Here is a 12971-nt window from a genome sequence, read left to right on the forward strand (position 1 = left end):
GTTCGTTTTACCAGAAGCAGGCATAGCCTGCTTTTTTTCTTTATACAATGAGGTATGGACTTCAGAGGAGCGGAAGAAACTAGGAACAGAGGAGGTTTCGGTCATGAAGCATTGGCAATCCGTACAAGCGGTACTCTTGCCTGCGGCGATTGCATTCATCCTGCTTGGCCTGTTGATGGGGTTCCACTCGCAAGCTCGTTATAAGGTCGGTGCTGTGCCCGCGGCGGTACCATACCACAGCCGCGAGTTAAGCGATGCCGGCTTAGTGGATTCCCTGATGAGTCTACCTCTAAATCTTCAGATAAGCCGGGCGGACTATGAAGAAGGCGCTTTGACGCTGGATATCAAATTGAGCGATGCCACGGAAACGGCCTCCGAGGTTTACGAGGACATCGCGAGCATTATGTCCTATTCGTTCGAAGGCACGGATAATGTGAGGCAGCTGTATCTCAGGGTGGTTGCCATCGATCGCTGGGGAGGAAAACGGTATATGCTGCTGGCCTCGAATATGAACAGGGAAGCATGGGATTCACGCTATGCGGAAGTCCTAACCCAGCTGGAGAACGAGGATGTGCCGCCTTCCGTCGCTGCTGCGCTGAACCTGACCTTTACGAATCTTTGGCCAAAGCAGTTCAGCGGCCCTGGAAAGGGGTAAAATAGTAGATGACAGGGCATGTACGTGCCCTGAACATGTGTTATAATAGATTGGATTGTGGGCTCAATTGGACAAAAGAACATCAAGTGCACGGAGGCTGAGAATGAAACCGTATCGCGTACCAGAACTGGCAGAGAAATATATAAACTATGATATGATTCAGAACCACACGGAACTTCCGGGTTTTCCGGATGCCCGTGTTCATTTGTTATACATATTTTTAATGGATTCGGGACGGAATATTGCCGGACACGAAGAATTGTACGCGCTGGTTACCTCACTGGTTCAGGTGGGACTCGATACGCATGAAAGCATCGACGTTACGGAAGGCAATCAAGGAGAGGCAATGATGCGCTCCCGGCAGCTGAAAGTGCTCGCAGGGGATTACTTCAGCAGCCGTTTTTATCAGCTCCTGGCCCTTAAGGGCGAAATTGCCGTCATCTCGCTTCTGAGCAAAGCGGTTAGCGAAGTGAACGTGATGAAGATGAGATTATACGGCAAAATGAAAAAAAACCTGCTGCCTTCTGAAGAATATCTACAGCTAACGGTACAGCTGAATATGCAGCTGTTTCTTTCTTTTACTCCGCTGCTTGAGGTGTCCGTGCAAGAAACATGGGAGAAGCTGCTCAAGGAAATTACGGAATGTGAAACGCTTGTGCAGGAGATGGAACGCTGTGCGACGCCTGACATCGGCAGATGCGGCTACGCGTACTGGCATCTGATCGAGTCGGGGAGCGACGAGGAACGGAAAATGCTGGTGGGCAGAAAAACGGATATGAAGGATTGGCGGAAGCTGATTCTGAAGCATAAGGCTTCGGAGAAGCTGCTGGACAAGCTCCGGGAATCCGTCAGCGCCGTACAGCAGCTGCTGGGAGGCCGCGTGGGTGAGAGCCCGTACGCCGGTATGCTGGACCCGTTTCTGAAACGGCTTAACACATATCGGTCCGTCGTAAGTGAAGGGTAGGGGGATGCAGTGGATAATCAAACAACCAAGTTAGACGCAATCAAGCATGACGGCAAAAATCCGAAAGAGCAATATGTCCATTCCGTCTTCGAAAGCATATCGGGCAAATACGACTTGATGAACGACATTCTCAGCTTTCGAAGACATAAAGCCTGGCGCAAGTATACGATGAAAAAGATGAACATGCGCCATGGCGATACGGCCATCGACCTATGCTGCGGAACCTGCGACTGGACAATTAGCATGGCCCAGGCAAGTGAATCCGGACACATAGTCGGACTCGACTTCAGTGAGGGGATGCTGAACGTCGGCCGGGAGAAGGTTGCCAAGCATGGACTCGAACCACAGATCGAGCTGGTTCAGGGAAACGCCATGAGCCTGCCGTTCGAAGATAACCAATTCGATTACGCGACGATCGGTTTCGGTCTTCGCAATGTGCCGGATTACATGCAGGTTCTGCGTGAGATGAAACGCGTGGTTAAACCCGGCGGGATGGTGGTATGTCTCGAACTGTCCAAGCCGACTTGGCAGCCGTTCAAAGGCATTTATTATTTTTATTTCCAACAAGTGCTGCCTCGGATGGGGAAACTGGTAGCCAAGCGTTATGAGCAGTATAAATGGCTGCCCGAATCGCTGGCTTTGTTCCCGGGACGAGAGGAGTTAGCCGAAGCTTTCCGTCAGACCGGACTTCAACAGGTTCAGGCCTTTCCCTTGACTGGTGGCATAGCAGCCTTGCATATTGGGATCAAGGAGAATCTGGATGTTTAAGAAAATAGGAACTTATCTTGAAATGATTAAAGTGGAGCATACGCTGTTTGCTCTGCCTTTCGCTTTTATGGGGGCGATTCTAGGATCGGCCGTCGTGTTTGACCGATTACCGTCCTGGGGAGATATCGGCTGGATCTTTCTTGCCATGTTCGGTGCGCGAAGCGCAGCTTTCGGACTCAACCGGCTCACCGACCAACATATCGATGCCAAGAACCCCCGCACGGCTAATCGCGCCATTCCGGCAGGCCTGCTGAAGCCGCTGGAGGTCATCATATTTATTATTCTGTCTTTCGCCGTGTTTTTCTGGGCTACTTACATGCTGGACCCGTTTGCTTTCCGTTTGCTGCCTATCGCTATTTTCATGCTTATCATTTATTCCTTTACCAAACGGTTCACATGGTTATGCCATCTGGTGCTCGGCCTTACAACGGCGCTTGCCCCGCTGGGCGGATGGGTTGCGGTAACCGGTCAAATCGACTGGAAGGCGATGGTGTTTTATATCGCGCTTGCGTTTTGGACGGGCGGATTTGATATCGTTTATGCTTGCCAAGACGAGAAGTTTGATGCAAAAGAAAGGCTGTACTCGATTCCTTCCCGGTTCGGCCTGCACAAAGCGCTTTGGTTCGCTCGCGGGTTCCACGTCGTTACGGCTGTCGGTTTTATCGTTCTTTTCTTTGTGACGCCGGTGGGCTGGTGGTATTTGGCGGGCATGGTGATCGCTTGCGGAATTTTGTTCTATCAGCACTACATCTTGTCGCCAAATGATATGAGCCGCCTGCAAACCGCGTTCTTTACCATGAACAGTACGCTGAGCATCATTCTGTTCGTATTCACTCTCATTGATTTGGTGGTGCGTTACATCTGATGAAATCCATGCGCAGAAAGAGCTGGGTTGTCGGCATTACGGGGGCCAGCGGCAGCATATACGGGGTTCGTCTCACGGAGACCCTGCTCTCGCTGGGCTACGATGTGCAATTGATTATCTCTAATGCGGGCTGGCGCGTGCTGAAGGAGGAAATGGGCTTTCAGGCGGGCAACCGTGAGGAAGTGCTGGCCGAGAAATTCGGCGGTTTCGAGGGGAACGTGATATACCATCCGATCTCCGACATCGGAGCTACGATTGCCAGCGGCTCTTACCTGGTGGAAGGCATGATTATCATGCCATGCTCGATGGGCACGTTATCCTCGGTGGCACACGGATCTTCCGATAACCTGATGGGCCGCGCCGCCGACGTCATGATGAAGGAGGGCCGTCCCCTGGTGCTTGTCCCGAGAGAAACGCCGCTGCATGCCATTCACCTGGAGAACATGCTGACGCTGGCCAAGCTTGGGGTCAAAATCATTCCGGCGATGCCAGCCTTCTATCACGGACCGAAAACGATTGATGATATCGTCCATTTTTTGGTCGGCAAGGTATTGGACAGCTTACGCATCGAACATGAATTGTACACCAGATGGGGTGACTAGCAACAATGGTTCAGGCATTAACCTGTGCTGCGATTTGATGAACGACAACAGGAAGGGTTACGCTTATATTTCAAGTTCGCATCAGAGCTTGGCCTGCTGAAATCGCAAGGTAGCGCCGGAGTTATGGAATGAGAATCTAAGCATACGGGTGAAGAGATGAAACGATTTGACATATTCGGAACATTAAAAAAAGATATGGACGTTATCGAAAGGGAGCTCTATCTCAGCGTCGAAGGCGACAGTCCCGAGCTGACAGAGACTTCCCTGCATCTGCTTAGAGCAGGCGGCAAGCGCCTCCGTCCCGTTTTTGTCCTGATGGGCGGCAAATTCGGCGACTATGACATTGATAAGCTGAAGCATGTGGCCGTGCCGCTGGAGCTGATCCACAGCGCTTCCCTCGTTCATGACGACGTGATTGACGATGCGGACACGCGGCGCGGCAAACCCACGGTGAAGGCCAAGTGGGACAACCGGATCGCCATGTATACCGGCGATTATATTTATGGTAAGGCACTCCAGTTGACGACTCACCTGAAACAGCCTGAAATTCATCAGATTCTGGCCAAGGCCATGGTTGAGATGTCCATTGGCGAAATGGAGCAGATTCGTGATTTCTTTAATACCGAACAGGACGTCAGAAGATATCTTCTCCGCATTCGCCGCAAGACGTCGCTCCTGATTGCCGTCAGCTGCCAGCTCGGCGCGTTGGCTGCGGATGCGGACCGCAAGGTGGCCAACAGCCTGTATCGATTCGGATATAACGTCGGCATGGCATTTCAGATTCAGGACGATCTCCTGGATCTGTGCGGGACGGAGAAGCAGATTGGCAAGCCCCCGGGGAGCGATATGAGACAGGGAAACATTACGCTGCCCGTCATTTTTGCTCTCGAGGACAGCCAGCGGAGAGAACCGCTGCTGCAGGAGCTGGAACGGATTCATGCACTAAATGGCCAGTGCGATGTGTCGGGCGCCGTAAAGCTTGTAACCTCAAGCGAAGGCATATCGAGATCCGAGGCGCTGGCTGATCGGTATATAGGTAAAGCATTGGCTGCATTGGATACGCTGCCTGACATCAAGACCAAAAAACAGCTTAGAGATATCGCAAATTTTATTACAAAGCGGTCATATTAGCCTTACCCAAGAGGTTGCTTTCTGTTAAAATACGGGTACAAACATGTAACATCACTTGAGCATGGAATGAAGGTTCAATTGTTCAATTACCTAGGATGAGGGGAAGCGTGATGAGGCCTATGGAACGTACTTTTTTGATGATTAAACCCGATGGTGTGCAGCGTGGGCTGATCGGCCGAATCGTCGGCCGTTTGGAGGATAAAGGATTCAAGCTGGTTGCGGGCAAGTTTATGCAGATTTCGGACGAGCTGGCCAAGCGCCATTATGCGGAACATGAAGGCAAGGATTTTTTCGATAACCTGGTAGGGTTCATCACGTCAGGACCGGTGTTTGCGATGGTTTGGGAAGGTGACGACATCATCGCTTTGTCTCGCCAGGTCATCGGCAAAACGAATGTGAAGGATGCGCTGCCAGGTACGATACGCGGGGATTTTTCAGCTCATACGCCGCATAATCTGATTCACGGATCGGATTCGCCTGAAAGCGCGCAGCGCGAGATCGCCAATTTTTTTGATGATCGGGAATTGGTTGAGTACAACAAGACGCTGTCCCCTTGGCTGTAAGCGAAGCGGGAAGCGGAATAATCTGATTAACAGGATGATACGATGACGAAACATGAACCAGTACTGGAGGATCCCGATTATATCGGCTTTGTTCGCAGCATCGAGCGAAGCACGGGGATCAACCTGGCCGATTACAAGGAAGCGCAGATGAAGCGAAGGCTGACGACGCTGCGCATGAAGAAGGGGTTTGAAACCTTTTCGGCCTTTTACGATGCGATGATGAAGGACAAGCCGCTCTTTCATGAGTTTTTGGACCGGATGACAATTAACGTCTCGGAGTTTTGGCGCAACCCGAACCGGTGGGAAGTGCTCCGGGACAAAATATTGCCGGAGCTGGCCAAGCAGAATCCCGGGGTGTTGAAGGTTTGGAGCGCTGCCTGCTCGACCGGCGAAGAGCCCTATACGCTTGCCATGATCCTGGCGGAACAAAACATGCTGGGCCGGGCGCGCATCATGGCGACCGATATCGATGACGGTGCGTTACATAAAGCGAAGGAAGGTCTGTATGTCGAGAGGTCACTCAAGGACGTCCCTTCCGGAGTAGCCGCCCGCTATTTTAAGGAAGAGGGCTCGCTGTATCGATTCAGCGAGAACTTGAAGAAGGAGGTCTCCTTCCACAAGCAGAATCTGCTCACGGACCGGTTCGAAGCCGGGCATGATCTGATAGTCTGCCGGAACGTGATGATTTATTTCACGGAAGGGGCCAAGCACAAGCTGTATCAGAAATTTGCCGCGAGCCTGAAACCGGGCGGATTTCTGTTTGTGGGCAGCACCGAACAGATCTTTAATCCGGGACAGTACGGCCTGGAAAGCAACGAGACCTTTTTCTACCGTAAAATTCAATAGAGACGGCAGTCTTAACGCATAAAGCGCTTTTCAATCCGCAGGATGAGAGGCGCTTTTGCTCGTTTGTCGACATTCTTGTCAAAGCGTTAGACCTATACTATAATGAGCAGAAGATGTTCGCGGAGTTTAGCGGTTTAACGCTTAAAAGCCTAAAGGGGGAAAAGCATCATGAGCTTACGGTTTTTAACCGCTGGGGAGACGCACGGGCCTCAGCTGACAACTATAATCGAAGGGCTTCCAAGCAACTTGGAGCTTGATTTCGACGCACTGAACTTTCAGCTCCATCGTAGACAGAAGGGCTACGGCCGGGGACGCCGCATGCAGATCGAGAAGGATACCGCGCAAATCCTTGGCGGTGTGCGTCACGGTTATACAACCGGTGCGCCGCTCGCGCTGGTCGTCCAGAATAACGATTGGAAGCATTGGCAGAACATTATGAACGTGGAGCCGATAGAGGGCAACGACGAGGCGAAGAGACGGGTACATCGTCCAAGACCGGGTCATGCCGACCTGAACGGCGGATTGAAGTACAACCTGAAGGATCTGCGTAACGTGCTGGAACGCTCCAGTGCCCGTGAAACCACGGTCCGCGTTGCCGTTGGCGCTATCGCAAGACAATTCCTGGCGCAGTTTGGCGTCAAAGTGGCTGGCCAGGTCATCCGGATCGGCGAAATCGAGGCTCCCCCGCACCATCTTTCGATCGATGAGCTGATCAAGCGTACGGAAGCTTCTTCGGTTCGCGTGGTGGACGAAGAGACCGAGAAGAAGATGGAAGCCTACATAGACGAGATCAAAAAAGAAGGCGACTCCATCGGCGGCATCGTGGAATGCATCATCGAAGGATTGCCGGTCGGATTGGGCAGCCATGTCCAATATGACCGCAAGCTGGATGGACGCATCGCGCAGGGCGTGATGTCGATTAACGCCTTTAAGGGCGTTGAGGTCGGCATCGGATTCGAAGCAGGCGAGCTGCGCGGCTCCCAGGTGCATGACGAGATTATGTACAGCGAGGAACGCGGATACCACCGTGCGACCAACCGCTTGGGAGGTTTCGAGGGCGGAATGACCAACGGCATGCCGATCGTCGTGCGCGGCGTCATGAAGCCGATTCCGACGCTGTACAAGCCGCTTCAAAGCGTGGATATCGACACGAAGGAAGCCTTTACGGCTCAGGTTGAACGCTCGGATGCTTGTGCGGTTCCGGCAGCCAGCGTCGTGATGGAGCACGTTGTGACCTGGGAGGTAGCGAAGGCGTTCCTTGAGAAGTTCGGCGGCGATTCGATGGAGGAAATCCATACGAATTACCAAAACTACCTGAAACAGCTGGAGAACTACTGATATGAGGACATTACATGTGGAACTGGGAGAGCGTTCCTATCCGATTTATATCGGTGCGGGGATTCTGAATACCCTCGGCGAGCTGAGCGCGAAGCATGGCATAACACGCAAGAGCCCGCATCTGATCGTAACGGATGATCAAGTGGCGCCTCACTATTTGGCGCAAGTGGAGGAGCAGCTGAAATCGGAAGGGTACACGGTCATTTCCCATATCGTCCCTTCCGGCGAGTCCTCCAAATCCCTACAGGTCTATGAAGAGGTTATGACCACGGCCATCAACGGCAAGCTGGACCGCAGCTCGGCAGTCTTCGCGCTGGGTGGAGGCGTTGTGGGCGATTTGGCCGGATTCGTCGCGGCGACATACATGCGCGGCGTGACGTTTGTTCAGATCCCGACCACGATCCTTGCCCATGACAGCAGCGTAGGCGGCAAAGTGGCGGTGAACCATCCTCTGGCCAAAAATATGATTGGCGCTTTTCATCAGCCCGTCATGGTGGTTTATGACGTGAATACGCTGATGTCGCTGCCGGCGCGCGAGGTGTCTTCTGGCCTTGCGGAAATGGTGAAGCATGGCTTGATCCTGGACCGGGATTTTGCCTACTGGTGCCGTGAGAACGGCTCTAAGCTGCAGAGCCTGGAGCCGGAAGCTTTGATCTACGGCTTGGAGCGCGGCTGCGCGATCAAGGCGGACGTGGTATCCCAGGATGAGCGGGAAGGCGGCTTGCGCGCCATTCTTAATCTGGGGCATACCATTGGCCATGCCATCGAAGCCGTTGGCGGTTACGGCCGATTCTTGCACGGCGAGGCGATTGCAATCGGCATGGCGGGATCGGCCCGACTTGCTGAGAAGCTTGGCAGACCCGCGGGTCTGCACAAAGAGACGGTGAGCATGCTGAAGGCGGTGAATCTGCCGGTAATCTTGCCGGATGACGTCTCGGTCGATCGCATCATGGATGCCATGCAGCATGATAAGAAGTTCGCCGAGGGGCAAATGGTATTTATCGTACCGGAATCCATCGGTTCCGTCAGCATCGTTAAGGATGTACCGGTAGAAGCTGTTCGATCCGTGGTCGAACAGTTGAAGGGAGAGGGATAGTCATGATGAATCGGGGAATCCGGGGGGCGACAACCGTCACCCGCAACGATGAGCAGGAGATCGTACAGGAGACGCTGCGACTGCTGGAAGAGATGGTGAGACGCAACGAGCTGCAGCCTGAATATATCAGCAACATATGGATTACGATGACGCAGGATTTGGATGCAACGTTCCCGGCCAAGGCGATACGCCAGCTGGAGGGCTGGGATCTCGTCCCTTTGATGTGTTCGGTTGAAATCCCCGTTCAGGGCAGTTTGCCGCGCTGCATCCGGTTTATGGTGCAGGTCAATACGGACAAAAGCCAGAGCGAGATCAAGCATGTGTATTTGAACGAAGCCAAGCGGCTGCGTCCGGATTTATCGGGCTCAAACGCTTGATGTTGAAATTTAGGGTTGCGGTAACACGGCATTATCCTGTATAGTGATATCAGAATAGCTGAGTAGAGTTAGGTTTTACAGATGAGTTGAGAAGAGCTGAGGCATTTTAGGGAGTAACATCATCAGGTTTTAGGATACACTTGATTTCATGATGAATCTTACGGCATGTTCGTACGGATACAGGTCTATTTCTTGTTTCCGTTCCATGGAAATTCAGCGCTGTAGGTTGTCGATGAACGGGTTGAATGTCCTTTGACCGCGCTCTTTTTTCATAGACTTCTTCTGAACGTTAACCTCTACTTCGGTAGAGGTTTTTTTGTTGTATACATTCATTAAGGAGGGATTGACATGGCGAATCCATCAATGGAGCAAGTGGTGGCAATGGCAGGTGAATACAACCTGATTCCGGTAGCGATCAGACTGTTAGCCGATATGGAAACCCCGATTCGCATTTTTCAGCGGTATGCGGAGCGGAAACGGGCATTTTTACTAGAGAGCGTTGAGGGCGGCGTACAGTGGGCACGGTATTCGTTCATCGGAACAGACCCCTTCTTAATGATAACGGGTAAAAAAGGCAAGATTGAGATTGAAAAGAACGGGGAGCGTTCCTTGCTGGAAGGCAAGCCCGTCGAGGAGCTTAAAGCGCTGCTGCGTACGTACCGCAGCCCGCAGCTGAAGGAGATGCCTCCTTTTACCGGAGGGGCCATCGGATTTTTCGGATATGATCTGCTTCAATATTACGAGAAGCTGCCTGCACACGCGATGGATGATCTCGGGATGGATGATATCCGGTTCATGTTTTGCGATCAAGTCATTGTCTTCGACCACGTGAAGCAGCAGATCATGCTGGTCGGGAACGTGCACGTGAAACCTGGAGATTCGGACGACACCATCCGTCAGAGCTATATGGATGTATGCCGTACCCTGGAAGCGGCGGCCGAACAGCTTCAGGATCAGGGGCCGCGGGAGAACGTAAACTCCAGAGGCATTCCGGCCGATGTCGACATGGGCGATATTAAATCCAACATGACCAAAGAGAAGTATCTCTCCAATGTGGAGCAAGCGAAGGAATATATTCGTGCAGGCGACATTTTTCAAGTTGTCTTGTCCCAGCGCTTCCATATCGAAACCGATGTATCGCCGCTTCACGTCTACCGGGTGCTGAGAACGCTGAATCCTTCGCCGTACATGTATTACCTCAAAATGGACGACGACATTATCGTGGGGACGTCTCCTGAAGCCTTGGTGAAGGTGGAAGGACGAAGGCTGGAAACAAGACCGATCGCGGGGACAAGGCCGAGGGGCAGCGACGAAGCCGAAGATCAGGCGCTGGCGGATGATCTGCTGCAGGACGAGAAGGAACGCGCGGAGCATTTGATGCTGGTGGATCTCGGCCGCAACGACCTGGGCCGCGTATCGGAGTTCGGCACGGTGAAATGCGATACGTTCATGGAGATTGAAAAATACTCCCACGTGATGCATATGGTATCCAGCGTATCCGGCCAGCTGAGCGAGAATAAGGATTTCTTTGATGCTTTTCTGTCCTGTTTGCCAGCAGGAACGGTATCCGGAGCTCCGAAACTGCGGGCAATGGAGATCATTGCCGAATTGGAGCGGGAAGCGAGAGGCGCATATGCCGGGGCCATCGGTTATCTGGGCTTTGGAGGCAATATGGATTCCTGCATTACGATCCGCACGATCATTTTTCGCCAGGGCAAAGCTTATGTTCAGGCAGGGGCCGGAATCGTATGGGACTCGGTTCCCGAGAAGGAGTATGAGGAAACCATTAATAAAGCCAAAGGGATGCTGAAGGCGATCCGCGTCGCGGAAGCGATGTTTCCGTCCAGCACGGGGGCCAACGACTTAATCAATCAGGATTATCTGTATCAATATACACCTTAACATGAAGGAGGAGATCGTAATGAACGTGATGGAGACGATGCAATCCAGCCTTTCAAAGCTGATCGGCGGTCAGGATCTGAGCCGGGAAGAGGCTCGCGGGGTTATGCAGACCATAATGGAAGGCCATGCGACCCATTCTCAAATCGGCGCGCTGCTGACGGCCTTAAGAATGAAGGGAGAGACCGTAGAAGAGATAACCGGATTTGCCGAAGCGATGAGAGGCGCGGGCGGACGTGTCGTTACCGAACGGAACCAGCTGCTCGATACATGCGGCACCGGAGGATCCGGCATTCACAAGTTTAACATTTCTACCGTATCCGCCATTATCTCCTCCTCGGTTTCGGTCAGAGTGGCCAAACACGGCAACCGTTCGGCATCGGGCCGGGCGGGCAGCGCCGATGTGCTGGAAGCGCTTGGCGTCAATATCCACTTGACCGCAGAACAAGCCACAGCCTGCCTGAACGATATCGGAATCTGCTTCCTGTTCGCCCAAATTTATCATCCGTCGATGAAACATGCGGCTGCTCCTCGCAAAGAGCTCGGGGTCCGGACCGTATTTAACATGCTGGGGCCACTGACGAACCCGGCGGGCGCGGACCGGCAGATGCTCGGGATATACGATATGAACAAAACGGAAACCATTGCGCAGGTCCTCAAAGAGCTCGGTTTGAAGCGGGCCATGGTGGTGACCAGCCACGATGGGCTGGATGAAATCAGCGTCTCGGCGCCTACCCGGGTATCGGAGCTCCGGGGCGGAGAAGTCCGCACTTATGATATCCACCCCCATGATTTGGGTCTGTCGGTTCATCCGATGAACGATATCCTGGGCGGCGACGCACAAGAGAATGCGGCCATCATCGGCTCGGTACTGCGCGGAGAACGCAGTGCTTATCGGGACATCGTGCTTGCCAATGCCGGTGCCTGCATCTATGTGTCGGGACTTGCGGATAGTTTGGCCGAAGGCGTCCAGCGTGCAGCGGGAGCGATTGATTCCGGTCTGGCGCAGTCCAAGTTGGAGCAGCTGATCTCAAGAACGGGGGAAATGAGTTATGTATCTTGATCGAATCGTAGAAACGAAACGCAATGAGGTTGCACAGCTGCGAGAAACGTTCAGCATCTCGGAAGCAGAGAGGCAAATAGCGGATTTGCCTCCGACTCTCGGGTTTGAGAAGGCGTTGTCCATGGGACGCAAACGCAGCATGGGGTTAATCGCCGAGGTCAAAAAGGCTTCGCCCTCCAAAGGGTTGATTCGTCCCGACTTTGACCCGGTTATGATCGCCAAGGCTTACGAAGCAGCCGATGCCGATTGTCTGTCCGTGCTGACGGATAAGGATTACTTTCAGGGAAGTGGAGAATATTTGCAAGCGGTAAGGGCGGCCGTCAACATCCCGCTGCTGCGCAAAGATTTCATTATCGACGAGACTCAGATTTACGAAGCGCGCCTGCTGGGTGCGGATGCCGTTCTCTTGATTGCGAGCATACTTGCGCCGCAGCGCATCGCGGAGTTCATTGACGTTGCAGGCTCGATCGGATTGGATTGCCTGATTGAGGTTCACGATGGGCAAGAGCTGGAATCGGTTCTCGGACTGGGAACGGCCCGTCTGATCGGGATTAACAACCGTAATCTTCGGACCTTTGAGACCTCATTGCAGACAACGGCGGATATCGCGGCACAAGTTCCGCAGGGAGTTACGTTGATCAGCGAGAGCGGAATATCAGGCCCCGCCGATATTTCCTACTTGCATTATGTTGGGGCACATGGGGTTCTGGTGGGGGAACATTTCATGCGCCAGCAGGACGTGTTCCGCGCTGTGAACGATCTGATGGGACCTCTGCCGATAGCTGCAGACATGGAATAAAGGGG

The 12971-nt window shown here is 53.0% G+C and carries 14 protein-coding genes; all 14 read left to right on the plus strand.

The window, feature by feature from the left end; genetic code table 11:
* Positions 1-103: 103 nt before the first annotated feature.
* Positions 104-655, plus strand: coding sequence for a hypothetical protein (locus tag M1D70_RS11280; protein ID WP_456289879.1), 552 nt, complete (start codon positions 104-106; stop codon positions 653-655).
* Between the two features lie 103 nt (positions 656-758).
* On the plus strand, positions 759-1619 hold the full coding sequence (locus M1D70_RS11285; RefSeq protein WP_456289880.1) for a heptaprenyl diphosphate synthase component 1: 861 nt from the start codon (positions 759-761) through the stop codon (positions 1617-1619).
* Between the two features lie 9 nt (positions 1620-1628).
* On the plus strand, positions 1629-2387 hold the full coding sequence (locus tag M1D70_RS11290) for a demethylmenaquinone methyltransferase (protein WP_009595260.1): 759 nt from the start codon (positions 1629-1631) through the stop codon (positions 2385-2387).
* Positions 2380-3252: a UbiA-like polyprenyltransferase gene (locus M1D70_RS11295; RefSeq protein ID WP_009595147.1), complete on the plus strand. Its 873-nt coding sequence runs from the start codon at positions 2380-2382 to the stop codon at positions 3250-3252. The genes M1D70_RS11290 and M1D70_RS11295 overlap by 8 nt, the downstream gene beginning before the upstream one ends.
* Positions 3252-3854 carry a UbiX family flavin prenyltransferase gene (locus M1D70_RS11300; protein ID WP_015734528.1) on the plus strand — a complete coding sequence of 201 codons (603 nt, stop codon included), beginning with the start codon at positions 3252-3254 and terminating at the stop codon, positions 3852-3854. The genes M1D70_RS11295 and M1D70_RS11300 overlap by 1 nt, the downstream gene beginning before the upstream one ends.
* A 156-nt stretch (positions 3855-4010) precedes the next feature.
* Positions 4011-4985 carry a polyprenyl synthetase family protein gene (locus M1D70_RS11305; RefSeq protein WP_009595187.1) on the plus strand — a complete coding sequence of 325 codons (975 nt, stop codon included), beginning with the start codon at positions 4011-4013 and terminating at the stop codon, positions 4983-4985.
* A 119-nt stretch (positions 4986-5104) separates the two neighbouring features.
* Positions 5105-5548, plus strand: a complete 444-nt coding sequence (ndk, locus tag M1D70_RS11310; RefSeq protein WP_009595207.1) for a nucleoside-diphosphate kinase — start codon at positions 5105-5107, stop codon at positions 5546-5548.
* Positions 5549-5590: 42 nt separating this feature from the next.
* Positions 5591-6394 (plus strand): CheR family methyltransferase, encoded by an 804-nt coding sequence (locus M1D70_RS11315; RefSeq protein ID WP_456289881.1) that lies wholly within the window; start codon positions 5591-5593, stop codon positions 6392-6394.
* A 168-nt stretch (positions 6395-6562) separates the two neighbouring features.
* Complete coding sequence (gene aroC, locus M1D70_RS11320) at positions 6563-7732, plus strand: chorismate synthase (RefSeq protein ID WP_456289882.1); 1170 nt, start codon at positions 6563-6565, stop codon at positions 7730-7732.
* A 1-nt stretch (position 7733) separates the two neighbouring features.
* Entirely contained in the window at positions 7734-8828 is a 1095-nt protein-coding gene (gene aroB, locus M1D70_RS11325; protein WP_009595250.1) for a 3-dehydroquinate synthase, read from the plus strand.
* A 2-nt stretch (positions 8829-8830) separates the two neighbouring features.
* The gene (gene aroH / locus M1D70_RS11330; RefSeq protein WP_009595253.1) at positions 8831-9205 is read left to right on the plus strand and encodes a chorismate mutase; all 375 of its coding nucleotides are present in this window, start codon (positions 8831-8833) and stop codon (positions 9203-9205) included.
* A gap of 348 nt (positions 9206-9553) precedes the next feature.
* Positions 9554-11107, plus strand: coding sequence for an anthranilate synthase component I (gene trpE / locus M1D70_RS11335; RefSeq protein ID WP_009595247.1), 1554 nt, complete (start codon positions 9554-9556; stop codon positions 11105-11107).
* Positions 11108-11126: 19 nt separating this feature from the next.
* A complete protein-coding gene (gene trpD, locus M1D70_RS11340; protein ID WP_009595156.1) occupies positions 11127-12167 on the plus strand; it encodes an anthranilate phosphoribosyltransferase in 1041 nt (346 codons plus the stop codon).
* A complete protein-coding gene (trpC, locus tag M1D70_RS11345; protein WP_009595123.1) occupies positions 12157-12966 on the plus strand; it encodes an indole-3-glycerol phosphate synthase TrpC in 810 nt (269 codons plus the stop codon). Before trpD ends, trpC begins: the two co-directional genes overlap by 11 nt.
* The last annotated feature ends 5 nt before the right edge of the window (positions 12967-12971 follow it).

The organism is Paenibacillus sp. AK002, from assembly GCF_053903045.1.

Coding starts and splice junctions, on each gene's coding strand:
- M1D70_RS11280 (WP_456289879.1), top strand. CDS start 104: ATGAAGCATTGGCAATCCGTACAAGCGGTACTCTTGCCTGCGGCGATT.
- M1D70_RS11285 (WP_456289880.1), top strand. CDS start 759: ATGAAACCGTATCGCGTACCAGAACTGGCAGAGAAATATATAAACTAT.
- M1D70_RS11295 (WP_009595147.1), top strand. CDS start 2,380: ATGTTTAAGAAAATAGGAACTTATCTTGAAATGATTAAAGTGGAGCAT.
- M1D70_RS11300 (WP_015734528.1), top strand. CDS start 3,252: ATGAAATCCATGCGCAGAAAGAGCTGGGTTGTCGGCATTACGGGGGCC.
- M1D70_RS11305 (WP_009595187.1), top strand. CDS start 4,011: ATGAAACGATTTGACATATTCGGAACATTAAAAAAAGATATGGACGTT.
- ndk (WP_009595207.1), top strand. CDS start 5,105: ATGGAACGTACTTTTTTGATGATTAAACCCGATGGTGTGCAGCGTGGG.
- M1D70_RS11315 (WP_456289881.1), top strand. CDS start 5,591: ATGACGAAACATGAACCAGTACTGGAGGATCCCGATTATATCGGCTTT.
- aroC (WP_456289882.1), top strand. CDS start 6,563: ATGAGCTTACGGTTTTTAACCGCTGGGGAGACGCACGGGCCTCAGCTG.
- aroB (WP_009595250.1), top strand. CDS start 7,734: ATGAGGACATTACATGTGGAACTGGGAGAGCGTTCCTATCCGATTTAT.
- aroH (WP_009595253.1), top strand. CDS start 8,831: ATGATGAATCGGGGAATCCGGGGGGCGACAACCGTCACCCGCAACGAT.
- trpE (WP_009595247.1), top strand. CDS start 9,554: ATGGCGAATCCATCAATGGAGCAAGTGGTGGCAATGGCAGGTGAATAC.
- trpD (WP_009595156.1), top strand. CDS start 11,127: ATGAACGTGATGGAGACGATGCAATCCAGCCTTTCAAAGCTGATCGGC.
- trpC (WP_009595123.1), top strand. CDS start 12,157: ATGTATCTTGATCGAATCGTAGAAACGAAACGCAATGAGGTTGCACAG.